The organism is Kosakonia sp. N21, assembly GCF_050587465.1.
Classification (GTDB): domain Bacteria; phylum Pseudomonadota; class Gammaproteobacteria; order Enterobacterales; family Enterobacteriaceae.
The window spans coordinates 1-23,877 of the sequence record NZ_JBOBHR010000001.1 but is presented as its reverse complement, the minus strand read 5'-3'; the positions used below and the strand labels follow the sequence as shown (position 1 = coordinate 23,877).

Annotated in this window: 24 protein-coding genes; 9 read left to right on the top strand and 15 right to left on the bottom strand. The window is 54.2% G+C overall.

The genetic code is table 11. The annotated features are described in order from the left end of the window. Positions 1-25: 25 nt before the first annotated feature. Complete coding sequence (locus ACQ3G7_RS00120) at positions 26-286, top strand: YfhL family 4Fe-4S dicluster ferredoxin (RefSeq protein WP_430888408.1); 261 nt, start codon at positions 26-28, stop codon at positions 284-286. Here the strand turns inward: ACQ3G7_RS00120 and acpS are convergent. From acpS to rpoE, 11 genes are all read right to left on the bottom strand, one after another. Next, on the bottom strand, positions 283-663 hold the full coding sequence (gene acpS / locus ACQ3G7_RS00115; RefSeq protein ID WP_263099763.1) for a holo-ACP synthase: 381 nt from the start codon (positions 661-663) through the stop codon (positions 283-285). The genes ACQ3G7_RS00120 and acpS overlap by 4 nt on opposite strands. After that, positions 663-1,394 carry a pyridoxine 5'-phosphate synthase gene (gene pdxJ / locus ACQ3G7_RS00110; RefSeq protein WP_263099762.1) on the bottom strand — a complete coding sequence of 244 codons (732 nt, stop codon included), beginning with the start codon at positions 1,392-1,394 and terminating at the stop codon, positions 663-665. Before pdxJ ends, acpS begins: the two co-directional genes overlap by 1 nt. 66 nt (positions 1,395-1,460) lie before the next feature. After that, positions 1,461-2,168, bottom strand: coding sequence for a DNA repair protein RecO (gene recO, locus ACQ3G7_RS00105; RefSeq protein ID WP_430888407.1), 708 nt, complete (start codon positions 2,166-2,168; stop codon positions 1,461-1,463). A 32-nt stretch (positions 2,169-2,200) separates the two neighbouring features. Beyond that, positions 2,201-3,112, bottom strand: a complete 912-nt coding sequence (era, locus tag ACQ3G7_RS00100) for a GTPase Era (protein WP_263099761.1) — start codon at positions 3,110-3,112, stop codon at positions 2,201-2,203. Continuing rightward, positions 3,109-3,789 (bottom strand): ribonuclease III, encoded by a 681-nt coding sequence (gene rnc, locus ACQ3G7_RS00095; RefSeq protein WP_061499814.1) that lies wholly within the window; start codon positions 3,787-3,789, stop codon positions 3,109-3,111. The genes era and rnc overlap by 4 nt, the downstream gene beginning before the upstream one ends. A 211-nt stretch (positions 3,790-4,000) precedes the next feature. Beyond that, on the bottom strand, positions 4,001-4,975 hold the full coding sequence (gene lepB / locus ACQ3G7_RS00090) for a signal peptidase I (RefSeq protein ID WP_263099760.1): 975 nt from the start codon (positions 4,973-4,975) through the stop codon (positions 4,001-4,003). Between the two features lie 15 nt (positions 4,976-4,990). Further along, positions 4,991-6,790 (bottom strand): translation elongation factor 4, encoded by a 1,800-nt coding sequence (gene lepA, locus ACQ3G7_RS00085; RefSeq protein WP_430888406.1) that lies wholly within the window; start codon positions 6,788-6,790, stop codon positions 4,991-4,993. Positions 6,791-6,946: 156 nt separating this feature from the next. After that, complete coding sequence (rseC, locus tag ACQ3G7_RS00080) at positions 6,947-7,426, bottom strand: SoxR-reducing system protein RseC (RefSeq protein WP_263099759.1); 480 nt, start codon at positions 7,424-7,426, stop codon at positions 6,947-6,949. Next, positions 7,423-8,376 (bottom strand): sigma-E factor regulatory protein RseB, encoded by a 954-nt coding sequence (gene rseB, locus ACQ3G7_RS00075; protein ID WP_263099758.1) that lies wholly within the window; start codon positions 8,374-8,376, stop codon positions 7,423-7,425. The genes rseC and rseB overlap by 4 nt, the downstream gene beginning before the upstream one ends. Beyond that, on the bottom strand, positions 8,376-9,026 hold the full coding sequence (gene rseA, locus ACQ3G7_RS00070; RefSeq protein WP_430888405.1) for an anti-sigma-E factor RseA: 651 nt from the start codon (positions 9,024-9,026) through the stop codon (positions 8,376-8,378). The genes rseB and rseA overlap by 1 nt, the downstream gene beginning before the upstream one ends. A gap of 31 nt (positions 9,027-9,057) precedes the next feature. Continuing rightward, complete coding sequence (gene rpoE / locus ACQ3G7_RS00065; protein ID WP_061493647.1) at positions 9,058-9,633, bottom strand: RNA polymerase sigma factor RpoE; 576 nt, start codon at positions 9,631-9,633, stop codon at positions 9,058-9,060. A gap of 423 nt (positions 9,634-10,056) precedes the next feature. On the opposite strand from rpoE, the gene nadB reads away from it, so the two are divergent. Next, positions 10,057-11,676 carry an L-aspartate oxidase gene (nadB, locus tag ACQ3G7_RS00060; RefSeq protein ID WP_430888404.1) on the top strand — a complete coding sequence of 540 codons (1,620 nt, stop codon included), beginning with the start codon at positions 10,057-10,059 and terminating at the stop codon, positions 11,674-11,676. Here nadB and trmN read toward each other — a convergent pair. Beyond that, a complete protein-coding gene (gene trmN, locus ACQ3G7_RS00055; RefSeq protein ID WP_430888403.1) occupies positions 11,661-12,398 on the bottom strand; it encodes a tRNA(1)(Val) (adenine(37)-N(6))-methyltransferase TrmN in 738 nt (245 codons plus the stop codon). The genes nadB and trmN overlap by 16 nt on opposite strands. 130 nt (positions 12,399-12,528) lie before the next feature. On the opposite strand from trmN, the gene srmB reads away from it, so the two are divergent. Beyond that, a complete protein-coding gene (gene srmB, locus ACQ3G7_RS00050) occupies positions 12,529-13,863 on the top strand; it encodes an ATP-dependent RNA helicase SrmB (protein WP_263099754.1) in 1,335 nt (444 codons plus the stop codon). A 42-nt stretch (positions 13,864-13,905) separates the two neighbouring features. Here the strand turns inward: srmB and grcA are convergent, their stop codons facing one another. Next, entirely contained in the window at positions 13,906-14,289 is a 384-nt protein-coding gene (gene grcA, locus ACQ3G7_RS00045; RefSeq protein ID WP_061493639.1) for an autonomous glycyl radical cofactor GrcA, read from the bottom strand. A gap of 317 nt (positions 14,290-14,606) precedes the next feature. Between grcA and ung the strand changes: the two genes are divergently transcribed. Beyond that, positions 14,607-15,296, top strand: a complete 690-nt coding sequence (gene ung, locus ACQ3G7_RS00040; RefSeq protein ID WP_430888402.1) for a uracil-DNA glycosylase — start codon at positions 14,607-14,609, stop codon at positions 15,294-15,296. Positions 15,297-15,379: 83 nt separating this feature from the next. On the opposite strand, the gene ACQ3G7_RS00035 is transcribed toward ung, so the two are convergent. After that, positions 15,380-16,474, bottom strand: coding sequence for a tRNA/rRNA methyltransferase (locus ACQ3G7_RS00035; RefSeq protein WP_430888401.1), 1,095 nt, complete (start codon positions 16,472-16,474; stop codon positions 15,380-15,382). A gap of 204 nt (positions 16,475-16,678) precedes the next feature. Here ACQ3G7_RS00035 and trxC point away from each other — a divergent pair, with 204 nt between their 5' ends. The 5 genes from trxC (at position 16,679) to ACQ3G7_RS00010 (ending at position 22,397) form a co-directional block, all read left to right on the top strand. Then, the gene (gene trxC / locus ACQ3G7_RS00030; RefSeq protein ID WP_061493632.1) at positions 16,679-17,098 is read left to right on the top strand and encodes a thioredoxin TrxC; all 420 of its coding nucleotides are present in this window, start codon (positions 16,679-16,681) and stop codon (positions 17,096-17,098) included. Between the two features lie 69 nt (positions 17,099-17,167). Then, positions 17,168-17,866, top strand: a complete 699-nt coding sequence (locus ACQ3G7_RS00025) for a tRNA-uridine aminocarboxypropyltransferase (protein WP_430888400.1) — start codon at positions 17,168-17,170, stop codon at positions 17,864-17,866. Between the two features lie 32 nt (positions 17,867-17,898). Continuing rightward, positions 17,899-20,559 carry a bifunctional acetate--CoA ligase family protein/GNAT family N-acetyltransferase gene (locus ACQ3G7_RS00020; protein ID WP_430888399.1) on the top strand — a complete coding sequence of 887 codons (2,661 nt, stop codon included), beginning with the start codon at positions 17,899-17,901 and terminating at the stop codon, positions 20,557-20,559. Positions 20,560-20,672: 113 nt separating this feature from the next. Then, entirely contained in the window at positions 20,673-22,028 is a 1,356-nt protein-coding gene (gene pssA, locus ACQ3G7_RS00015) for a CDP-diacylglycerol--serine O-phosphatidyltransferase (RefSeq protein WP_263099749.1), read from the top strand. 45 nt (positions 22,029-22,073) lie between these two features. Then, positions 22,074-22,397: a YfiM family lipoprotein gene (locus ACQ3G7_RS00010; RefSeq protein WP_430888398.1), complete on the top strand. Its 324-nt coding sequence runs from the start codon at positions 22,074-22,076 to the stop codon at positions 22,395-22,397. Here ACQ3G7_RS00010 and ACQ3G7_RS00005 read toward each other — a convergent pair. After that, positions 22,394-23,692, bottom strand: a complete 1,299-nt coding sequence (locus ACQ3G7_RS00005) for an MFS transporter (protein ID WP_430888397.1) — start codon at positions 23,690-23,692, stop codon at positions 22,394-22,396. The two genes, ACQ3G7_RS00010 and ACQ3G7_RS00005, sit on opposite strands and share 4 nt — an antisense overlap. Positions 23,693-23,877: the final 185 nt, after the last annotated feature.

Genomic DNA, 23,877 nt, shown 5'->3' with positions numbered 1-23,877 from the left:
TAGTGATGTTTCTGAGATTTTCCTGATGGCGCTGTTAATCACCAAAAAATGCATCAATTGCGATATGTGCGAACCGGAATGCCCGAACGAGGCGATTTCGATGGGTGACAGCATCTATGAGATTAACAGCGATCGTTGCACCGAGTGCATCGGGCACTACGAAACGCCGACCTGCCAGAAAGTGTGCCCGATCCCCAATACCATCCTGAAAGATCCGGCGCACGTAGAAACAGAAGAGCAGCTCTGGGACAAATTCGTCCGGATGCACCACGCCGACAAGATTTAACGCTCAATAATCACCGTCGCGCAGGCGTAGTGCCGCTCATCCGCCAGCGTCACGTGAGTGGATTTCACGCCCATCTGCTCCGCCAGCCGCAGCGCCTCATCCCACAAACGCAAACATGGCTTACCCAGTTCGTCGTTGAACACTTCGAACTGATTAAATGCCAGACCGTTACGAATACCGGTGCCAAACGCCTTCGCCGCCGCTTCTTTTACCGCAAAACGTTTTGCCAGGAAGCGCACCGGTTGCTGATGCGCCTGGTATAGCGCCCATTCGTTAGCGCTCAGCACCCGCTTCGCCAGGCGATCGCCGCTACGGGCGATCACCGCTGCGATGCGGTCTATCTCAACGATATCCGTACCCAGCCCGAGGATTGCCATTACGCGCGCGCTTCCTGCATCAGGCGTTTCATCTCGGCAACGGCCTCTTTCAGACCGCTCATCACCGCACGACCAATAATGGCGTGACCAATGTTCAGCTCGTGCATTTCCGGCAGTGCGGCAATCGCCTTCACATTGTGATAGGTCAACCCGTGACCCGCATTCACTTTCAGGCCAAGGCTGGCGGCGTAGGTCGCGGCTTTGGCAATACGCTCCAGCTCTTTCGCCTGCGCGGCATCGTTTTCTGCATCAGCGTAGCAACCGGTGTGGATTTCGATGTACGGCGCGCCAACGTCCGCAGCGGCTTTGATTTGCTCCGCATCAGCGTCGATAAACAGCGAGACCAGAATACCGGCAGCCGCCAGGCGCTGGCAGGCGTCACGCATTTTCTCGCGCTGACCGGCCACATCGAGGCCGCCTTCGGTGGTGACTTCCTGGCGTTTTTCCGGCACCAGGCAGCAGAAATGCGGTTTGGTTTCACAGGCGATGGCCAGCATCTCTTCAGTGACCGCCATTTCCAGGTTCATGCGCGTATCCAGCGTCTGGCGCAAAATACGCACGTCTCTGTCGGTGATATGGCGGCGATCTTCACGCAAATGCACGGTAATGCCGTCGGCTCCCGCCTGTTCAGCAATAAATGCCGCCTGCACCGGATCCGGGTAAGCCGTGCCGCGTGCGTTACGCAGTGTTGCGATATGATCGATATTGACGCCCAACAGTAATTCAGCCATGACAATCCTCAGTGTTTTCATTGGTTCCGGCGCGGTCTTCGCCTCGCCTGGCCTGATCTTTTTCCGTTATCGCTTCGGCATAAACTGCCGGAACAGTTCCCGGCTTTTTAACGGCTTGCCTCCAAGATACGGCTTTAACGCAATACGGGTAAAGCGCTTTGCAGCACGCAACGTATCAGCATCCGGGAATTCACGCTCGGCCAGCGCACGCAGGTGCCGGCCGGTGAAGGTGCTGTTATCCATCACTACGCTGGCAATAAACCCTTTCTCTTCCCGGTAGCGATAGGTCATCAGGTCATCCACCGGTTCTCCGCTGCCCGCGCAGTGCAGGAAATCAACGCCATAACCCAGATGCCCGAGCAGCGCCAGCTCAAAGCGACGCAGCACAGGTTCCGGCGTTCCGCTTACGCCCGCCAGCGCCTGGATACAGTGTAAATAGTCGAAGAAGAGTTCGGAGAAGCGGGTTTCATGCTCCAGCACGCGGGCAATAAGTTCATTAACATAGAGGCCGCTGTAGAGCGTGATGCCGCTGAGCGGCAGCGCCAGAGAAACCGCTTCAGCACTGCGCAGCGTTTTGACTTCGCCACGCCCGCCAAAGCGCACCAGCAGAGGGGTAAAAGGCTGTAATGCGCCTTTAAGGTTTGAGCGTTTGGAACGTGCGCCTTTCGCAACAAGGCGCACGCGGCCCGACTCTTCCGTGAAGACGTCCAGCATCAGGCTGGTTTCGCTCCACGGACGGGAATGGAGGACGAATGCGCGCTGCCATCCTTCCATCGTGTTCTCGCCGTCTGTCAGGCCATCAGCGCTTAAAGATCGTCGACATAACCGAGACTACGCAGCGCGCGTTCGTCATCGGCCCAGCCGGATTTCACTTTCACCCACAGTTCAAGGTGAACTTTGGCTTCAAACATCTCTTCCATATCTTTACGGGCTTCAATGCCGATGGTTTTGATTTTGGCGCCTTTGTTGCCAATCACCATCTTCTTCTGCCCTTCGCGCTCAACGAGGATCAAGCCGTTGATGTCATAACCGCCGCGATCGTTAGTGATGAAACGTTCGATTTCCACCGTCACCGAATACGGCAGCTCTGCGCCGAGGAAACGCATCAGTTTTTCACGAATGATCTCAGAAGCCATAAAGCGCTGAGAACGGTCGGTCACGTAATCTTCCGGGAAGTGATGAATGGCTTCCGGCAGGTGTTTGCGCACGATGCTGGCGATGGTATCGACATTGGTGCCGGTTTCCGCAGAGAGCGGTACGATGTCGAGGAAGTTCATCTGGCTGGCCAGGAACTGCAAGTGCGGCAGCAGATCGGCTTTTTCCTGCACGTTGTCCACTTTATTGACCGCGAGGATCACCGGCGTTTTACCGTCGCGCAGTTTGTTAAGCACCATTTCGTCGTCTGGCGTCCAGCGCGTGCCTTCCACCACGAAAATCACCAGCTCAACGTCGCCGATTGAACTGCTGGCCGCTTTGTTCATCAGACGGTTAATGGCGCGCTTCTCTTCCATATGCAGGCCCGGGGTGTCGACGTAAATCGCCTGATACTCCCCTTCGGTATGGATGCCGACAATACGGTGGCGCGTGGTCTGTGCTTTACGGGAAGTAATCGAAATCTTCTGCCCAAGCAGTTTGTTCAGTAGCGTGGATTTGCCGACGTTAGGACGCCCAACGATAGCGATAAACCCGCAATAGCTTTTTTCAGTTTCAGTGCTCATTCCAGCTCCAGTTTTTTCAGCGCCTGTTCGGCGGCAGCCTGCTCCGCCTTACGGCGGCTGGAACCTGTGCCGACCACCGGTTCGCTCAGGCCGCTGACCTGGCAGTGGATAGTAAATTCCTGATCGTGCGCTTCGCCGCGCACCTGCACCACCAGATAAGACGGCAGCGGCAAATGGCGACCCTGCAAAAACTCCTGCAGGCGCGTTTTCGGATCTTTTTGCTTATCGCCCGGGCTGATTTCGTCCAGGCGCGTTTGATACCAGCTCAGGATTAATTGTTCGACGGTCTGGATATCGCTATCGAGAAATACCCCGCCAATTAATGCTTCAACGGTGTCCGCGAGAATGGATTCACGGCGAAAACCGCCGCTCTTCAATTCACCCGGTCCTAAACGCAGACATTCGCCTAATTCGAATTCGCGGGCAATTTCCGCCAGCGTATTACCGCGAACCAGCGTAGCGCGCATACGGCTCATATCACCTTCATCCACGCGGGGAAAACGGTGATAGAGCGCGTTAGCAATCACAAAGCTTAAAATCGAGTCGCCAAGAAACTCCAGACGCTCATTGTGTTTGCTACTGGCACTGCGGTGGGTTAATGCCTGCTGCAACAGATCCTGATGATGAAAAGTGTAGCCCAGCTTCCGTTGAAGCCGATTAATTACGATGGGATTCATGCGATACCAATAAATAAATGCGTCAACAATGCAGCACACGAAACCGACCTGAGAAAAACCAACGCGGTTTCGTGTGCTGTGGCGCCCGGAGGAGCCAGCCTTAAACTTCGGGGGAATATTCTATACGCAACGAGGGGGGTTGTCGTTAGTCTGAGGGGAATAATCACGGAAATAATTCAGGGCGCAACGGGAATAATTGCGCCCTGGTTAATTAATGAATTCCGCCGATACGATTCAGTCGTACGCCTGTCGGCCATTCACCTTCTTGTTTTTCGAAACTCATCCAGATTGCCGTCGCACGGCCAACGAGATTCGCTTCCGGTACGAAGCCCCAATAACGGCTGTCAGCACTGTTATCGCGGTTATCGCCCATCATGAAATAGTGACCAGGCGGCACAATCCACGTCGCCAGTTGCTGCCCCGGCTGACGGTAATAAATGCCAAGCTGATCCTGGGCGATCGGCACAGTCAGAATACGGTGCGTCACCTCACCCAGGGTCTCTTTGCGCTCCGTCAGACGAATGCCGTCCGCCATGGTTTCGCTTTTAGGCAACTGGAAGAACCCGCTGCTTGCTTCACCACCGGAGCGGCGACCAAAGGTCTGCACAAAGTCACTGGCTTCCACATTGCTGTAGGTGATCGGCAGCGCGTTGTCGCACGCCTGGCCGGAGCTGCAATTTGGCTGCACGGTAACCTGCTTGCTGACCGGATCGTAACTGACTTTGTCGCCAGGTACGCCAACCACACGCTTGATGTAATCCAGGCGCGGATCGTCCGGGTATTTAAATACCGCAATATCACCGCGTTTCGGATGACCGGTCGCGATCAGCGTTTTCTGGTAGATCGGATCTTTAATACCGTAAGCGAATTTCTCCACAAGGATAAAATCGCCAATCAGCAGCGTCGGCATCATTGAACCGGAGGGGATCTGGAACGGCTCAAAAATAAACGAACGCACGATCAGTACAATCGCCAGCACAGGGAAAACAGAAGCACCGGTCTCCAGCCAGCCTGGCTTCGGACCGATTTTCTTCAGCGTTTTTTTATCAAGGGCATCACCTGTCGCAATTTGCGCGGTGGCCTGACGTTCCCGGCGTTTTGGTGCAAAAATAAACTTATCCAGGCACCATAAAAGTCCCGTCACCAGCGTCGCGATCACCAGGATCAGGGCAAACATGTTCGCCATGCCAACTCCTTAAGGTTATTTGCTCTCTTTGCCTACGTGCAGAATGGCGAGGAACGCTTCCTGCGGCAGTTCGACGTTACCGACCTGCTTCATGCGTTTCTTACCTTCTTTCTGTTTCTGCAGCAGCTTTTTCTTACGGCTGACGTCGCCGCCATAGCATTTCGCCAGTACGTTTTTACGCAGCTGTTTTACCGTCGAGCGGGCAATAATGTGGTTGCCGATAGCCGCCTGAATCGCGATATCAAACTGCTGGCGAGGGATCAGATCTTTCATCTTCTCCACCAGCTCACGGCCACGGTACGGTGCATTTTCGTTATGGGTGATTAACGCCAGCGCATCGACACGCTCGCCGTTGATCAGCACATCCACGCGCACCATGTTAGACGCCTGGAAACGTTTGAAGTTGTAATCCAGCGATGCATAGCCACGCGAGGTTGATTTCAGACGGTCGAAGAAGTCGAGCACCACTTCCGCCATCGGAATTTCATAAGTCAGCGCCACCTGGTTGCCGTGATAAACCATGTTGGTTTGCACACCGCGTTTTTCCACGCACAGCGTAATAACGTTACCCAGATACTCCTGCGGCAGCAGCATATGGCATTCGGCAATCGGTTCGCGCAGCTCTTCAATATTGTTCAGCGGCGGCAGCTTGGACGGACTGTCGACGTACACCACGTCTTTGTTCGTGGTTTGCACTTCATACACGACGGTCGGCGCAGTGGTGATCAGATCCAGATCGTATTCACGCTCCAGGCGTTCCTGAATGATCTCCATATGCAGCAGACCGAGGAAGCCGCAGCGGAAGCCGAAGCCCAGCGCAGTAGAGCTTTCCGGTTCGTAGAACAGGGATGCATCGTTCAGGCTCAGTTTGCCGAGCGCATCACGGAAGTTTTCGTAGTCGTCAGAGCTGACCGGGAACAGACCCGCATACACCTGCGGTTTCACCTTTTTGAACCCAGGCAGAGCTTTGTCCGCCGGGTTACGTGCAGAGGTCAGCGTATCCCCGACCGGTGCGCCGAGAATGTCTTTAATCGCACAGACCAGCCAGCCCACTTCGCCACACTTAAGCTCAGTACGATCAACCTGTTTCGGCGTAAAGATGCCGAGACGGTCAGCGTTGTATACCTGGCCGGTGCTCATAACCTTAATTTTGTCGCCTTTGCGCATGGTGCCGTTTTTGATACGCACCAGTGATACCACGCCCAGGTAGTTATCGAACCAGGAGTCGATGATCAGCGCCTGCAGCGGCGCGTCCGGATCGCCTTCCGGCGGCGGAATGTCCCGCACCAGACGCTCCAGCACATCCGGCACGCCAACACCGGTTTTCGCCGAACAGCGCACTGCGTCTGTCGCGTCGATGCCGACGATATCTTCAATCTCTTCTGCGACGCGCTCAGGATCGGCGGCTGGCAGGTCGATTTTGTTCAGTACCGGCACCACTTCCAGATCCATTTCGATGGCGGTATAGCAGTTCGCCAGCGTCTGCGCTTCCACGCCCTGACCCGCATCCACCACCAGCAGCGCGCCTTCACACGCGGCCAGCGAGCGGGAGACCTCATAGGAGAAGTCAACGTGCCCAGGGGTGTCGATAAAGTTCAGTTGGTAGGTTTCGCCGTTAAGGGCTTTGTAGTCCAGCGTTACGCTCTGGGCTTTGATGGTAATACCGCGTTCGCGCTCAAGGTCCATGGAGTCCAGTACCTGGGCTTCCATTTCGCGATCGGAAAGACCACCGCAAATCTGGATAATACGGTCAGACAGCGTCGACTTACCGTGGTCGATGTGAGCGATGATCGAAAAGTTACGAATATTCTTCATATAGTGAGATTTTATGCCTTACGAGTAACTAAGAGGCCTGTTCGCGCCTGACGTCAAATGTACTTAAACGCCGCATTCTACACTACAACCGCAATGCGGGGAAATGCTCATACCAGCAAGAAAAAAGCCGCTTTTTTCACCGTTGCAACAGTGAAATTACGGGCGACTTTCCGTGGAAGCATCGTCGACGCGAACGAGGTTCGGAGGTAAACCTACGCTAATGATGATGGGTTGCCATTCGCTGCGGGAAGCCAGTTTGGGTGAAAGTCCTCGCGCCAGTAAAAAGCCGCCCACCCCGCCGAGCACCGCGCCGCACAGCGCCGCAAGATCGTGGCCAAACAGCGCCTGGAAAATAGCGCCCATGACAAACAACCCAACCAGCGGCGACATATACACCAACACTGCCGATCCCAGCAAACTGGCTTCAGCAATGCCAAGTTCGACTTTTTGCCCGGCCACCAGCGGCTCTGCGCTGGGAACGGCGATGGTATGGCTGGTCTGTGGGCCTAACTTATTCAACACGCGGCTACCGCAGCCCGCGCGGGAGGCGCAGCTGCTGCAGGAGGCTTTGACGTCGCATTCGACTAATGCTTCACCGTTACGCCATGAAACGACGGTGGCCCACTCTTTGATCATTGTGCAGCCTTGAATTTGAGGCTATCCGCAATACGTTTTGCGGTTTGTGGAGGGAGTTCGCCTACGATGGTAATTTCGGCATTGTCGCGAACCGTGGTGCTAACCGTGCGGCGACCGGTGCGTAGAACCTGATCGGTACTGTTCTGGTTTGCGCGGTTCACGTTAATCGAGAAGCTAAATAAGCCGTCGGAATAAAGGCGCGACTCAACGGGAACATCCACCGTTGGTAACTGACGACGGCTGCTGGCCACCTCGTTAAACCCTTCTGGTAACCAGGACGGCGCCCAGTTAAAGTCGACTTTATCTCCCGCAGGGACCGAAAGCAGAGGCGGTAAACTGGCTTTCGCCAGCGTTTGCATGTTGTTTGCAACCTGAGCATTCACGGAAAACGCGATCACACGGAACTGTTCGAGGGTTTCGCCATCGCGATCGAGCAAGTCGACGCGCATTGGCAGGCGCGTTTCCGAATCCATCCAGACGATGTAACTGTAGCGGGTGCCATCACGCGCCACGACGCGGATGACCTCACACAGTCTGTCGGCAATGCGCGTACGTCCTACGGAAATGAAATCATAGTAGGAAGAGAGACGTTTAAAATCGGTATAAACCAGCGTGGGTAGTGAATCGACAATGTAGTTGCCGTTCAGCGTAAACGGCTCAAGACCCGGCTCAAAGTAGCTGATCTCATTACCGCGCTGCACCACTTCGCGGCGTGGGCCGTCCATTTGCAGCATTTGAGCCAGAGGCTGGTCGTTCAGACGCGCATGGCGGTAGCGTAACGACTCCACTCCCTGCTTATTAATGCTGATAAAAGACAGTTCGTAGTTGAGCGACTGACTCGCCACGTTCATTTGCTGCAACAACGCCCCGGACGAAACATCAGCCGAGGCGTTAGCAGAGAAGAACAGACCAGCAGCCACAAAAGACATGGCACACCAAAGTTGCTTCATTACTGCGATTGCGTTCCTAAAGTTTGATTTCCTGGCACCTGCACAGCAGCCTGCTGCGTTTGCGCCTGCTCAAACTGAAGTTGTTCTGCATGCAGGCGGCGTTGCAGTTCGTAGTCCTGCAGCATTGCATTGATACGACGGCGCTGCTCCTGCGCTTGCTGTTGCTGACCGGCGGTTGCGGTCGCATCAGACGGAACACCCAGACTGACCGGACTGGCTTTGCCCATCATCGGCAGTGTGTTAAACACCGGGCCTTCGGGCTGCTGGGTTGATTCAGCCGAACCATTATAGTGCTGAACGCCAACAATTACAGCAAGCGATACGCATGCAGCCACGCCCATTTGGGTAAGCTGGCTTGCCCACGGGCGAACCTTATGCCAGAACGGCATTTTCTGCCACTGGTGCGGGGCGGGTTGCGCTTCGGGAATCAATGGCGCAGTCGCTTGAACGGCGTCATTCTCAATCGCGGCCATGACTCGGGCTGAGATATCGAAATGGATGACATCGGCGGTATCACCGCGCATTGCATCGCGGATAAGGTGATAGCTTGCCCATGTTTGCTGCATTTGCGGATCCTGAGACAGCTCCGCGAGCAGCTCATTATCCAGCGTTTCACCATCCATTAAAGCGGAAAGTTTTTCTTTCTGCATGCCTAATACCTTTTTCAGTATCCCGCTATCGTCAACGCCTGATAAGCGGTTGAACTTTATTATCAATAGCTTCCCGCGCACGGAAGATACGTGAACGAACGGTACCTACCGGGCAATCCATGATGGCCGCAATTTCTTCATAGCTCATGCCATCCAGCTCCCGCAACGTAATTGCCATGCGTAAATCTTCCGGGAGCGACTCAATAGTACGGAAAACTATTTGTCTCAGTTCTTCTGACAACATTAAGTTCTCAGGGTTCGAAATTTCTTTCAGTGCACCGCCACTTTCGAAGTTTTCTGCATCAATGGCATCCACGTCGCTGGATGGCGGCCTGCGCCCTTGGGCAACCAGGTAGTTTTTGGCCGTGTTAACGGCAATACGGTACAGCCAGGTATAAAAAGCACTATCTCCCCTGAACGAATCAAGCGCGCGATAGGCTTTTATAAATGACTCTTGTACGACATCAGGCACATCTCCGGAAGGAACATAACGGGAAACCAGACTCGCCACTTTATGCTGGTAGCGCACCACCAGTAAGTTGAACGCTTTCTGATCTCCTTTCTGTACCCTTTCGACAAGGACCTGATCCGTTAACTGCTCGCTCATCCGAGGTAAAATCTCCCCAAAACCAATTTCCACGCGTATCCAGAAACGCCACTCCAATACTGCAATCTATGAGCAAGCAGCCAATTAGAGAGCAGGTTCGTGATAAAGTTCCGTTACGCCTTTGTTTTTGTGCATCGTTCTACAGACTTTTCATTATCACTCATTATAAGTCTACAAACCCTGCACACTGTATTTTCTCAAAGAAAAGACCCTAAGATCGCCAGAGAGTATCGCAAAATCGCTTTTTTTTCATCACTAATAAGCGCTTACTAACAATCAGATCCAGGTTTGCCCTTCCCAGCCTCTCATCGTGCCTCGTGATACATTGTTTAGTGCTTAATACAAAAACCAAAAAAACAGTGCCTGCTCGCCTCTCATAGTGCTATGCTGACCGGACATTGTTTAGTAAATTAAACACAAGCTATGAAAACGACGCCTGAATTCTCTTGTGATGTACTGGTCATTGGCAGCGGTGCGGCAGGTCTCTCTGTGGCATTGCGTCTTGCCGCGCAGCATCGCGTTATCGTCCTCAGCAAAGGACCGATCAGCGAAGGCTCCACCTTCTATGCGCAAGGGGGCATTGCCGCAGTCTTCGATGAAACGGACAGCATTGAATCCCATGTCGAAGACACGTTGATTGCCGGTGCCGGCATTGTCGATCGCCATGCGGCAGAGTTTGTCGCCGGGAATGCGCGCCAGTGTGTACAGTGGCTTATCGATCAGGGTGTGTTATTTGATACCGAGATGACGGCCAACGGCGAGCCGGGTTATCACCTGACCCGCGAAGGCGGGCATAGTCACCGCAGGATCCTTCACGCCGCCGACGCCACCGGAAAAGAAGTCGAAAACACACTGGTCAGTCAGGCCATCAATCACCCCAATATTCGCATACTGGAACGTTGTAACGCGGTAGACCTGATTATTTCGGACAAAATCGGTCTGCCTGGCGCCCGCCGCGTCGCCGGGGCATGGGTGTGGAACCGGAATAAAGAACAAGTCGAAACCTGTCAGGCTAAAGCCGTCGTACTGGCGACCGGCGGCGCATCCAAGGTGTACCAGTACACCACCAATCCGGATATTGCTTCCGGTGATGGCATCGCCATGGCCTGGCGCGCCGGTTGCCGGGTCGCGAACCTGGAGTTTAACCAGTTCCACCCCACGGCGCTGTTCCACCCGCAAGCGCGCAATTTCCTGCTAACGGAAGCGCTGCGCGGCGAAGGTGCGTATCTGAAACGCCCGGATGGCTCCCGCTTTATGCCGGATTTTGATGCGCGAGGCGAGCTGGCACCGCGTGATATCGTAGCGCGCGCCATCGATCATGAAATGAAGCGTCTTGGTGTGGACTGCATGTATCTCGATATCAGTCATAAGCCGGAAGCGTTTGTCCGTCAGCATTTTCCGATGATTTATGAAAAGCTGCTTGGTCTGGGTCTCGACCTGACGAAAGAGCCGATACCGATCGTCCCTGCGGCGCATTATACCTGCGGCGGGGTGATGATCGACGATCGCGGGCGTACCGATGTGGACGGGTTATACGCCGTCGGGGAAGTGAGTTATTCCGGGCTGCACGGTGCAAACCGCATGGCATCAAACTCACTGCTTGAATGTCTGGTCTATGGCTGGTCAGCAGCGGAAGATATTTCCCACAGGATGCCGGATATTCACGCTGCGCCTGAATTACCGGCATGGGATGAGAGCCGCGTTGACGACGCTGACGAGCGCGTGATCCTGCAACATAACTGGCACGAGCTACGCCTGTTTATGTGGGATTATGTTGGCATCGTCCGTACCACCAAGCGCCTGGAACGCGCTCTGCGCCGCATTACATTACTGCAACAGGAAATTGACGAGTACTACGCCAATTTCCGCGTTTCCAATAATCTGCTGGAACTGCGCAATCTGGTGCAGGTGGCAGAGCTGATTGTGCGCTGCGCAATGGAACGCAAAGAGAGCCGTGGACTGCATTACACGCTGGACTACCCGGATTTACTGCCCGATTCCGGCCCAACGGTACTCTCGCCGCGCGGTTACATAAACATGTAGAAAGCCTGCGTCAGCGCAGTATAGCTCTCGGAGTAGCGCTGATCCGGCCCGCGGATCACCAGACGGTCGGCAAAAAACTCCCCCGGACGCGGAGAGAATGCCAGTAACACGCGATGCGGCAGACGCCCTTCCGTCTCGGCGACATCCGTACGCAAACGCAGATGCCAGCCAATGCTCTGCGCTTTGCCGGTGAACGCATCGCCTGCGTCCACCGGCAACACTACGCAGAAATAGCCCTCTTCGGTAATCAGCGTCGCGGCAATCTCCAGCAGAGTCTGGTGATCAAGCGTGGTGGTGTAGCGTGCACGATCGCGCTCAGGCGTTGCGCATTTTACGCCTTCCTCAAAATAGGGGGGATTGCTGACGATCAGATCGTAGCGAACGGTATTCTCGTTGCTCCACTGGCGAATGTCGGCAGTGTGCACAGTTATACGTCCGGACCACGGCGAGGCTTGCACGTTTTCTTGCGCCTGCGCAGCCGCCGGCTCGTCCAGCTCAACCGCATCGATCATCACAGTCGGTGGCGTACGCTGAGCCAACATCAGCGCCAATAAGCCGCTGCCTGTGCCGATATCCAGCATATGCCGGGCATTCGATACCGGAGACCATGCACCTAACATCACGCCATCGGTGCCGACTTTCATGGCGCAACGGTCATGTGCAACAAAGAATTCTTTGAACGTGAAGCCATCACGGCGAAACTGAGCCTTTGGCTGGGACATCTCTACAACCTCAATACGGAAAACAGGTGTAGCATAGGGGAAAGCGAAGCCCCGGAAAAGCGATAAGCAGACAACAGATGAAGATTGCAGCCGTAACGTCTATAATCAGCGCCCCACACAGAGGTAGATCATGACTGTAACGACTTTTTCCGAACTCGAACTTGACGACAGCCTGCTGGACGCGCTCCAGAGTAAAGGCTTTACACGCCCGACCGCCATCCAGGCTGCCGCTATTCCGCCTGCGCTTGAAGGGCGTGATGTCCTCGGTTCCGCGCCTACCGGCACCGGTAAAACGGCGGCATATCTGCTGCCTGCGTTGCAGCACCTTCTGGACTTTCCGCGTAAGAAATCCGGCCCGCCGCGTATTCTGATCCTGACGCCAACCCGTGAGCTGGCGATGCAGGTTGCCGATCACGCCCGTGAGCTGGCGGCAAATACGCACCTGGATATCGCCACCATCACCGGTGGCGTGGCGTATATGAACCACGCTGAAGTCTTCAGCGAAAACCAGGATATCGTGGTCGCCACCACCGGTCGCCTGCTGCAATACATTAAAGAAGAGAACTTTGACTGTCGGGCAGTCGAAACGCTGATCCTTGATGAAGCAGACCGCATGCTGGACATGGGGTTCGCGCAGGATATCGAACATATCGCTGGCGAAACGCGCTGGCGTAAGCAAACCATGCTGTTCTCCGCCACGCTGGAAGGCGACGCGATCAAAGATTTCGCCGAACGCTTGCTGGAAGACCCGGTGGAAGTCTCCGCGACGCCGTCCACCCGCGAGCGCAAGAAAATTCACCAGTGGTACTATCGCGCCGACGATGTGGCGCATAAAACCGCACTGCTGGTACACCTGTTAAACCAGCCTGAAGTAAGTCGCTCTATTGTGTTTGTCCGCAAACGTGAACGAGTGCATGAGCTGGCAAACTGGCTGCGTGAAGCAGGCATCAATAACTGTTATCTCGAAGGCGAGATGGTTCAGGTTAAGCGTAACGAAGCCATCAAGCGTTTGACCGATGGTCGCGTCAATGTGCTGGTTGCCACCGATGTTGCAGCACGCGGGATTGATATTCCGGATGTCAGCCACGTCTTTAACTTCGATATGCCGCGCAGCGGCGACACCTATTTGCACCGCATCGGTCGTACCGGTCGCGCGGGCCGTAAGGGTACCGCGATTTCACTGGTAGAAGCGCACGATCACCTGTTGCTGGGTAAAATTGGCCGCTACATTGAAGAGCCGCTGAAAGCGCGTGTGATTGATGAGCTGCGGGCGAAAACCCGCACGCCGAGCGAGAAGCTGAAAGGCAAGCCGTCGAAAAAAGCGCTGGCGAAGCGTGAAGAGAAGAAAAAAGAGAAAGAAAAAGAGAAGCCGCGCGTGAAGCAACGCCATCGCGATACCAAAAACATCGGTAAGCGCCGCAAGCCAAGCGCCACAGCGACTGAACAGAAGAATACAGAAGAATAAAAAAACGCCGGGGTTTCCCGGCGTTTTTATCACTGCCTGAAATTACAGGCTTTCAGTAAAAGTACGAGCAATAACGTCGCGCTGCTGTTCTGGAGTCAAAGAGTTAAAACGCACTGCGTAACCTGATACACGAATGGTGAGCTGCGGGTATTTATCCGGGTTTTCAACGGCGTCGAGCAGCGTTTCACGACGCAGTACGTTCACGTTCAGGTGCTGACCACCTTCCACACGAACTTCAGGTTTCACTTCCATCGGAATTTCACGGTATTCGATATTGCCGAGCTTGCTAACGGCAACCACTTCATCTTCAGCATAGCCAGCTTTTGCACATACGCAGCGAGCTTCACCTTTTTCGTTATCGAGCAGCCAGAACGAGTTCAGCAGGTTGTCATTTGCAGCTTTAGTAATCTGGATACCAGTAATCATGAATAGCCTCCCATGGGCGCAATATTTGATTTCACCGGAACGTTTTCCGGCCAATTGGTAAAACCATTGTTGTCTGATTGTTTATATACCAGTCCGTAAACCCGTATTCTTTGATTAAAATCAATAAAAACCACACTGTAAAAATGGTGATAGCCGGATATTCTTGTTTTATATCAAGTTACGCCATTCGCACCATCTTAAAATTTTTGTAAATTTTAAAAAAAATTTTACAGACAGGACACAGAAAGCGGCGGGGAATTTTGTTCCGGGGAAAGAAGCAGTTAAGCTAAAGGGAACGAACTTCGCAGGAGAGCGGGATGACCACTTCTTTAACATGGCATGACGTGCTGGCCGATGAAAAACAGCAGCCGTACTTTATTAATACCCTGAGCACCGTCGCAACTGAGCGTCATTCCGGGATGACCATCTACCCACCGCAAAAAGATGTGTTCAATGCTTTTCGCTTTACCGAGCTTGGCGATGTCAAAGTGGTGATCCTTGGCCAGGACCCGTACCATGGCCCGGGACAAGCACACGGACTTGCCTTCTCGGTACTGCCTGGCATCGCGATCCCGCCCTCTCTGCTGAATATGTATAAAGAACTGGAAAAAACGCTGCCGGGTTTTGTCCGCCCGGAACACGGCTACCTTGAAAGCTGGGCGCGCCAGGGCGTGTTGCTACTCAACACGGTGCTAACCGTGCGTGCGGGACAAGCGCACTCTCACGCCAGCCTGGGCTGGGAAACCTTTACCGATAAAGTCATCAGCCTGATTAACGAACATCGTGAAGGCGTCGTCTTTTTACTCTGGGGTTCACATGCGCAGAAGAAAGGCGCGATTATCGACACAAAGCGTCACCATGTGTTGAAAGCGCCGCATCCCTCACCGCTCTCCGCGCATCGCGGCTTTTTTGGCTGCAATCATTTTGTACTGGCGAATCAGTGGCTGGAACAACATGGGGAAGCGCAGATAGACTGGATGCCTAAACTCCCGGCAGAAAGTGAGTAAACCAGAATGTAGCAGGCCCGGTAAGCGCAGACGCCACCGGGCCTTTTTGCCGGGTACGCTTACCCGGACTGCTGTTTGCGTGATTACGCTTTGTTCTGACGCCACCATTCGGCCAGCAACACACCGGTTGCCACAGAAACATTGAGGCTTTCAACGTTGCCAGTACCGTCAATGGATACGCTGAGATCGGCACGGGACAATGTCGCATCAGACAACCCGTCACGCTCCTGCCCTAACACCAGCACCATTTTCTTCGGCAGTTCAGCCTTAAACAGCGGCGTACCGTTATGGCTGGAGGTGGTCACCAGCGCATAACCGGCCTGGCGGAACGCTTCCAGCGCATCAACAAAACTGTCGCCCGTGATCGCCTGAACGTGCTCCGCACCGCCTTCCGCCGTACGCACAGCCGCGCCGGATTCGATCACCGCCGCATCCTGCAGCACCACGCCTTTCACACCAAAGTGCGCGCAGCTACGCATAATCGCGCCGAGGTTATGCGGGTTACCCACATCTTCCAGCGCCAGTACGCAATCTTCTGCACCTGCGCTGGCGACCCATTTCTCTACGCTCAAACCATTGCGTTTTTTGATCAGGAAGCACACGCCGCCATGGTGTTCAGTACCGGAGGCTTTCGCCAGCTCTGCATCATCAACCACGTGATAAGCTTTGCGGTTTGCCGCCATCCAGCGCAGCGCTTCTTTAAAGCGCGGCGTTACGCTCTGCACAAACCAGGCGCGAACGATGGAATCCGGACGACTGCTGAACAGCGCCTGGCAGGCATTCTCGCCATATACGCGCGTCTCTTCCGCACGCTGGCGACGCAGTACTTCCGGATCGATAAAGCTTTTACCGCTGATCCCGCCGTGATCCGGTTTTTCCGGCGTTTCATCACCCGGTGCGCGGGAAACAGTGCGCCAGGGTGAATCACTCTGACGGCTAAAATCTTCGCGCGGTGGACGGCTTCTGTCGTCACGCTGTGGGCGACCACCACGGTCATCACGTTGAGAACGGCTTCTGTCATCACGGGCGGGGCGACGGCCTCCGTCTGCACGAGACGATCCCGAACGCGCTGGCCCTTTCCCGGTGCGCGGGTTATAGCCACGTTTATCGGAATCATCATCACTGCGGACATACATCACTTTGACCTTGCCGCTTTTGTTGTTACTTTCGTCGTTCATGCTTTTCTCCACCAGCGCTGCGCGAAGCGCGCAGATTACCTGATGTCCTTGCGCTTAGCCATTACTTCGTACAAAAGCTATCGACTATTGTACTCATTGAATAAATCGCATTGTCGTTTGAAACCTTCTTATTGATAATATGTAACATTGAAGAAACATACCGGCGAAAAGCCGCTTTGTACCACCGCTTCCCTGAGGTTAGTTATGAATACCGTATGTGCAAGCTGCCAGGCATTGAACCGCATTCCTGAGGACAGAATGAACGACGGCGCGAAATGCGGGCGCTGTGGACATGAGCTGTTCGATGGCGATGTCATTAATGCCACTGGCGAAACGCTGGATAAACTGCTGAAAGACGATCTGCCCGTGGTGGTGGATTTCTGGGCGCCCTGGTGCGGCCCGTGCCGTAACTTTGCGCCTATTTTTGAAGATGTCGCGGAAGAGCGCAGCGGTAAAGTGCGTTTTGTCAAAGTGAATACCGAAGCCGAACGTGAACTGAGCGCACGTTTCCGCATTCGTAGTATTCCTACCATCATGTTGTTCAAAAAAGGTGAAGTGGTCGACATGCTGAGCGGCGCAATGCCAAAAGCACCGTTTGATAACTGGCTCAACGAATCACTCTGATCCTGTCGGGGCGCATCTTGTGCCCCGTTTTGACCTCTGCGACAATGGCGTTTTTCCTGTGCAATCCTGATGACTGATAACGCCGTTCTTCAACTTCGCGCTGAGCGCCTTGCCCGCGCCACTCGCCCATTTCTGGCGCGTGGTAACCGCATCCGACGCTGTCAGCGCTGCCTGTTGCCACTGCGACAATGCCTGTGCGATACCCTCAAACCAGCGGCTGCCCGTAGCCGTTTTTGCCTGGTAATGTTTGATACCGAACCGATGAAACCCAGTAATACCGGGCGTCTGATTGCCGATATTCTGCCTGATACCCTGGCGTTTCAGTGGTCGCGTACCGAGCCGCCGCAAGCGCTGATCGATCTCTGCGCCAGCGACGAATATCAGCCCATGGTGGTCTTTCCTTCCTCTTATGCAGGCAGTGAACGCCAGGTGCTGAGCGCGCCGCCTGCAGGTAAACCTCCGCTGTTTATTATGCTGGACGGCACCTGGACAGAAGCGCGTAAAATGTTCCGCAAAAGCCCTTATCTGGATGCACTACCGGTCATTTCAGTGGATCTGTCGCGGGTTTCTGCCTATCGCTTGCGTGAAGCACATGCTGACGATCAATATTGCACCGCAGAAGTGGCGATCGCGTTATTGGATCTGGCGAATGACAATGTCGCCGCGCAAGCGCTGGGGGACCATTTCAGCCTGTTCCGCGAACGTTACCTCGCGGGTAAACCGCATCATCCATCCGCCATCACAGCAAACGAAGCAGAAAGCGTTTAATATCATCAGGTCACTCTTTTCAGGAGGCCGGTATGAGCCAACGAGGGCTGGAAGCGTTATTGCGTCCCAAATCGATCGCCGTGGTGGGCGCATCCATGAAACCGGATCGCGCCGGTTTTCTGATGATGCGCAATCTGTTGGCCGGCGGTTTTGCCGGGCCGGTGTTGCCGGTTACCCCTGCATATAAAGCGGTGCTTGGTGTTCTGGCCTGGCCGGATGTCGCCAGCCTGCCTTTTACGCCTGACCTCGCGGTGCTGTGTACTCATGCCCGGCGTAACCTCGATCTGCTCGACGCGCTCGGGCAAAAAGGGTGTAAAACCTGCATTATTCTTTCTGCGCCACCTGAGCAGCATGCCGACTTACTCGCCTGCGCCAGCCGCTATCAGATGCGGCTACTGGGTCCAAATAGCCTGGGTCTGCTGGCTCCATGGCAAGGGCTGAACGCCAGTTTTTCTCCGGTGCCAATTACGCGCGGCAAACTGGCATTTATTTCCCAGTCCGCCGCGGTTTCTAATACCATTCTGGACTGGGCGCAGCAGCGGGAAATGGGGTTCTCCTACTTTATTGCCCTCGGCGATAGCCTGGATATCGATGTCGATGAGCTGCTGGATTTCCTCGCACGGGACAGTAAAACCAGTGCGATCCTGCTCTATCTGGAGCATCTTAGCGATGCCCGGCGTTTTGTCTCCGCTGCGCGTAGCGCATCCCGTAATAAGCCTATTCTGGTGATTAAAAGCGGGCGCAGCCCGGCTGCACAACGCTTACTGCACGCACATGCAGGGCTTGATCCGGCCTGGGATGCGGCTATCCAGCGTGCGGGGTTGTTGCGGGTACAAGATACGCATGAGTTGTTTTCCGCTGTCGAGACGCTCAGCCATATGCGCCCGCTGCGTGGTGAGCGTTTGATGATTATCAGTAATGGCGCGGCCCCGGCGGCGCTGGCGCTCGATGAGCTATGGTCACGTAACGGCAAGCTGGCAACACTGAGCGAGGAAACACTGGCGCAGCTTCGCGCGGTATTGCCGGAATATGTCAATGTGGGCAACCCGCTGGATTTGCGTGACGACGCCAGTAACGAACGCTATGTCTCCGCGCTGACGGTTTTGCTGGAGAGCCAGGATTACGATGCCCTGATGGTGATCCACTCACCCAGTGCGACAGCGCCCGGCAGCGAAAGCGCGCAGGCGCTGATCGACGCCCTGAAAAAGCACCCACGCGGGAAGTATGTCACCGTCCTGACCAACTGGTGCGGTGAGTTCTCATCGCAGGATGCGCGGCGTCTGTTCAGCGAAGCCGGGCTGCCGACCTACCGCACGCCAGAGGGCGCTATCACGGCGTTTATGCATATGGTGGAGTACCGCCGGAACCAGAAGCAGTTACGTGAAACGCCCGCCATCTCGCTCAGCCAGACGGCCGATACCGCCGAGGCCTATCAGTTGTTGCGTCAGGCTATCGCTGATGGGGCCACAACGCTCGACACCCATGAAGTACAACCTATTTTGCGCGCCTGGGGTTTACAGACTTTACCGACCTGGATTGCAGGTGACAGCGCGGAAGCGGTGCATATTGCCGAGAAAATCGGTTACCCGGTGGCCTTAAAACTCCGCTCTCCGGATATTCCGCATAAATCGGAAGTTCAGGGGGTGATGCTCTATTTGCGTACCGCCAAAGAGGTGCAACAGGCTGCCGATGCCATTATCGATCGTGTGAAAATGAGCTGGCCACAGGCCCGCATTCACGGTTTGCAGGTGCAGAGCATGGCAAACCGTGCGGGAGCGCAGGAGCTCCGCGTGGTGGTTGAGCAGGATCCGGTGTTTGGTCCGTTAATCATGTTGGGCGAAGGCGGTGTGGAATGGCGGGCGGAAGATCAGGCGGCTGTCGCGCTGCCTCCTTTGAATATGAATCTGGCGCGGTATCTGGTGATTCAGGCAATCAAGAACAAGAAGATCCGCGGGCGAAGCGCATTACGCACACTCGACATCGCGGGTCTGAGCCAGTTTTTAGTGCAGGTTTCGAACCTGATTGTTGATTGCCCGGAGATTGAGCGCCTTGATATCCATCCTTTGCTGGCATCCGGCAGCGAGTTTATCGCGCTGGATGTCACCATGACTGTCGCCCCTTTTGAGGGCAACGGTGAAACACGTCTTGCCATTCGCCCTTATCCGCAACATCTGGAAGAGCAGGTGGAAATGAAAAACGGCGAACAGTGCCTGTTCCGCCCGATTCTTCCTGAAGATGAGCCACACTTACAGCAATTTATCGCGCAGGTCACCAAAGAGGATCTCTATTACCGCTATTTCAGCGAGATAAACGAATTTACCCATGATGATTTAGCGAATATGACGCAAATCGACTACGATCGGGAAATGGCATTTGTTGCAGTGCGTCGTACGAATGAAGGTGAAGAGATCCTTGGCGTTACGCGTGCAATCTCCGATCCGGATAACATCGATGCGGAATTCGCCGTGCTGGTACGCTCTGATTTGAAGGGGCTGGGTCTTGGGCGGCGTCTGCTGGAAAAGCTGATCAGTTATACGCGAGATCACGGACTTAAGCGCTTGAATGGTATTACTATGCCGAATAATCGCGGCATGGTAACGCTGGCGCGAAAACTGGGATTTGATGTCGATGTTCAGCTGGAAGATGGGATTGTGGGCTTGTCGCTCCCTCTGACGCAGACGGAAGAATCCTGAGTAAGGTACTGGAAATGTTGACCACTTTAGCGGGCTCGGTGTTATTATTGTCCGCTTATGTCGTCTGCATGGTACAGAAGACCCTTCAATAAACAGAGAAGAAACGCACTGTGATGTTGTCAAAATTTAAGCGTAATAAACATCAACAACACCTTGCCCAATTACCCAAGATTTCTCAGTCAGCGGATGATGTAGCCTTTTTCTACTCACCTGCGGATTTCAGAGAAACGCTGCTTGCCAGGATAGCCAGCGCAACGCACCGAATCTATATCATTGCCCTGTATCTTGAACAGGATGATGGTGGGAAAGGAATTCTGAACGCACTGTATGAAGCAAAACGCCAACGTCCGGAACTGGATGTGTGCGTGCTCGTCGACTGGCATCGCGCCCAACGCGGTCGCATCGGTGCCGCAGCGTCAAACACGAATGCCGACTGGTATTGTCGCATGGCGCAAGAAAACGCCGGCGTTTCGATTCCCGTTTACGGTGTACCGGTAAATACCCGTGAAGCGCTAGGCGTGCTCCACTTTAAAGGGTTTATTATTGATGACTGCGTGCTCTACAGTGGCGCCAGCCTCAATGATGTTTACCTGCATCAGCACGATAAATACCGTTACGATCGCTATCAGCTTATCCGCAATCCGCAGATGGCCGATGTCATGCAAAACTGGGTAGTTCAGAACCTGGTGCAGGGGCGCGGCGTGAATCGTCTGGACAATCCTCAACGCCCGAAAAGCCCGGAAATCAAAAACGATATCCGCCAGTTTCGCCAGGAACTGCGGGATGCCACGTTTCATTTTCAGGGCGATGCCGATAACGAGCAGCTCTCGGTAACACCGTTGGTCGGGCTGGGAAAATCCAGCCTGCTGAATAAAACGATCTTTCACCTGATGCCGTGTGCAGAACACAAACTGACCATTTGTACGCCGTACTTCAATCTGCCTGCGGTACTGGTGCGCAATATCATTCAACTGCTGCGTGAAGGCAAAAAAGTCGAGATTATTGTTGGCGACAAAACTGCCAACGACTTTTTCATCCCCGAAGATCAGCCGTTTAAAATCATCGGTGCGCTGCCCTACCTTTATGAGATTAACCTGCGCCGTTTCCTGAGCCGACTGCAGTACTATGTGAATACCGAGCAGTTGGTGGTACGTCTGTGGAAAGATGACGATAACAGTTACCACCTGAAAGGCATGTGGGTTGATGATGAGTGGATCCTGCTGACGGGTAATAACCTGAACCCGCGCGCATGGCGACTCGATCTCGAAAACGCGGTGCTGATCCACGATCCAAAACACGAGCTGGCAGCACAGCGTGATAAAGAGCTGGAGCTTATTCGCACGCATACCACGGTTGTTAACCACTATCGCGATCTGCAAAGCATTGCCGACTATCCGGTAAAAGTGCGTAAGCTGATTCGCCGGTTACGCCGTATCCGTATCGACAAGTTAATCAGTCGTATTCTTTAAACCGAGGCCCCGTCATTGCACGGGGCTTTTTTTCAGGCTTCGCGAATGAAATATACTGTGCTGATCGGTGCGCTGTTGTTGACAGGATGTAGCCATATGGCGAACGACAACTGGAGCGGGCAGGATAAAGCACAGCATTTCCTCGGCTCCGCTATGCTCTCTGCTGCGGGGAATGAAGTCGCACAGCATCAGGGGATTAGCCGCGATCGAAGCGCAATGCTTGGGCTGATGTTTTCTGTTAGCCTGGGGGCATCAAAAGAGTTGTGGGACAGCCGCCCGGCAGGAAGCGGCTGGAGCTGGAAAGATTTTGCCTGGGATGTCGCCGGCGCCACAGCGGGTTACACCGTGTGGCAACTGGCCAGCTATTAAAGACGAATGCCTTTCCCTTTACGGTGTAGCATCAAAGAGACCAGAAATGCTAACGCCCCCATCACGGTAACATACCAGAAGAAAGCCGTTTCAAAACCGATCGATTTCAGTGACAGCGCAACATATTCTGCCGAACCACCAAAGAGCGCATTCGCCACCGCATAGGATAAACCGACGCCCAGCGCGCGAACCTGTGCAGGGAACATTTCGGCTTTCAGGATCCCGCTGATCGAGGTATAGAAACTGGCGATCACCAGAGCCAGCATAACCAGGGCGAATGCAGCATACGGGGACGTTACGCTGTGCAGTGCACTGAGGATTGGTACCGTGCACAACGTGGCAAGACCACCAAAAAGCAGCATCGAGGTGCGGCGACCAATCCGATCAGACAGGGCACCAATAAGCGGCTGGATCAGCATAAAGACAAACAGCGCGACCGTCATAATCACGCTGGCGACATTGGCATGCATTCCGGCAGTGTTCACCAGGTACTTCTGCATATAAGTTGTGAAGGTATAGAACGTTAATGAGCCCCCAGCCGTAAAACCGAGCACCATAATGAAGGCTTTACGATTGCGCCATAGCCCTTTTAGCGAACCCGCTTCTTTCAGCGCGCGCACTTCCTGCTGCGAGGTTTCATCCAACTGCCGACGCAACCACAGAGCGACGATAGCCAGAGCAGCCCCGAGAGCAAAGGGAATACGCCAACCCCAGGCGCGAAGCGCTTCGTCTTCCAGGACCTGCTGCAATATCACAACAACCAGCAATGCCAGTAACTGCCCGCCAATCAGAGTGACGTACTGAAACGAGGCGTAAAAGCCTTTCCGTCCTTCAACTGCCACTTCGCTCATGTAAGTTGCACTGGTTCCGTATTCTCCCCCCACTGACAATCCCTGAAACAGGCGTGCCAACAACAGTAATGCCGGAGCCCAGGTACCAATGGTTTCATAGCCCGGCAGGCAGGCGATCACCAACGATCCCAGGCACATCATGCATACTGAAATAAGCATTGATGTTTTACGACCGTGTCTGTCGGCAATACGCCCAAAAAGCCAGCCACCGATAGGCCGCATCAGAAAACCTGCGGCGAATACACCTGCTGTTTGCAGTAATTGAGTGGTGGTGTTTCCGGCGGGGAAAAAAATATGTGCGAAGTAGAGAGAGCAAAAGGAATAAACATAGAAGTCAAACCATTCCACCAGGTTACCTGATGAGGCACCAATGATCGCCCATACCCGACGCCGGGTATCGCTACTGGTGAGCGACTCACGTGTTGTCATACTGCTTTCAGCCATTGTGATGATACTCCTGCCCGAGCTATTGATGAAATGTGCACGTGGTGAGGTTGTACGGAGTAAGCATCCTTAACTCACTGATATGCAAAAACCAAAATGTTGCATATTTGTTATAATCAATTAGTGAGACAAGTCACATTTTCGCTTAGCTGGGTAAGGAATTCAGAATATAGCCTGGTGAGGTG

Coding starts and splice junctions, on each gene's coding strand:
- ACQ3G7_RS00120 (WP_430888408.1), top strand. CDS start 26: ATGGCGCTGTTAATCACCAAAAAATGCATCAATTGCGATATGTGCGAA.
- acpS (WP_263099763.1), bottom strand. CDS start 663: ATGGCAATCCTCGGGCTGGGTACGGATATCGTTGAGATAGACCGCATC.
- pdxJ (WP_263099762.1), bottom strand. CDS start 1,394: ATGGCTGAATTACTGTTGGGCGTCAATATCGATCATATCGCAACACTG.
- recO (WP_430888407.1), bottom strand. CDS start 2,168: ATGGAAGGATGGCAGCGCGCATTCGTCCTCCATTCCCGTCCGTGGAGC.
- era (WP_263099761.1), bottom strand. CDS start 3,112: ATGAGCACTGAAACTGAAAAAAGCTATTGCGGGTTTATCGCTATCGTT.
- rnc (WP_061499814.1), bottom strand. CDS start 3,789: ATGAATCCCATCGTAATTAATCGGCTTCAACGGAAGCTGGGCTACACT.
- lepB (WP_263099760.1), bottom strand. CDS start 4,975: ATGGCGAACATGTTTGCCCTGATCCTGGTGATCGCGACGCTGGTGACG.
- lepA (WP_430888406.1), bottom strand. CDS start 6,790: ATGAAGAATATTCGTAACTTTTCGATCATCGCTCACATCGACCACGGT.
- rseC (WP_263099759.1), bottom strand. CDS start 7,426: ATGATCAAAGAGTGGGCCACCGTCGTTTCATGGCGTAACGGTGAAGCA.
- rseB (WP_263099758.1), bottom strand. CDS start 8,376: ATGAAGCAACTTTGGTGTGCCATGTCTTTTGTGGCTGCTGGTCTGTTC.
- rseA (WP_430888405.1), bottom strand. CDS start 9,026: ATGCAGAAAGAAAAACTTTCCGCTTTAATGGATGGTGAAACGCTGGAT.
- rpoE (WP_061493647.1), bottom strand. CDS start 9,633: ATGAGCGAGCAGTTAACGGATCAGGTCCTTGTCGAAAGGGTACAGAAA.
- nadB (WP_430888404.1), top strand. CDS start 10,057: ATGAAAACGACGCCTGAATTCTCTTGTGATGTACTGGTCATTGGCAGC.
- trmN (WP_430888403.1), bottom strand. CDS start 12,398: ATGTCCCAGCCAAAGGCTCAGTTTCGCCGTGATGGCTTCACGTTCAAA.
- srmB (WP_263099754.1), top strand. CDS start 12,529: ATGACTGTAACGACTTTTTCCGAACTCGAACTTGACGACAGCCTGCTG.
- grcA (WP_061493639.1), bottom strand. CDS start 14,289: ATGATTACTGGTATCCAGATTACTAAAGCTGCAAATGACAACCTGCTG.
- ung (WP_430888402.1), top strand. CDS start 14,607: ATGACCACTTCTTTAACATGGCATGACGTGCTGGCCGATGAAAAACAG.
- ACQ3G7_RS00035 (WP_430888401.1), bottom strand. CDS start 16,474: ATGAACGACGAAAGTAACAACAAAAGCGGCAAGGTCAAAGTGATGTAT.
- trxC (WP_061493632.1), top strand. CDS start 16,679: ATGAATACCGTATGTGCAAGCTGCCAGGCATTGAACCGCATTCCTGAG.
- ACQ3G7_RS00025 (WP_430888400.1), top strand. CDS start 17,168: ATGACTGATAACGCCGTTCTTCAACTTCGCGCTGAGCGCCTTGCCCGC.
- ACQ3G7_RS00020 (WP_430888399.1), top strand. CDS start 17,899: ATGAGCCAACGAGGGCTGGAAGCGTTATTGCGTCCCAAATCGATCGCC.
- pssA (WP_263099749.1), top strand. CDS start 20,673: ATGTTGTCAAAATTTAAGCGTAATAAACATCAACAACACCTTGCCCAA.
- ACQ3G7_RS00010 (WP_430888398.1), top strand. CDS start 22,074: ATGAAATATACTGTGCTGATCGGTGCGCTGTTGTTGACAGGATGTAGC.
- ACQ3G7_RS00005 (WP_430888397.1), bottom strand. CDS start 23,692: ATGGCTGAAAGCAGTATGACAACACGTGAGTCGCTCACCAGTAGCGAT.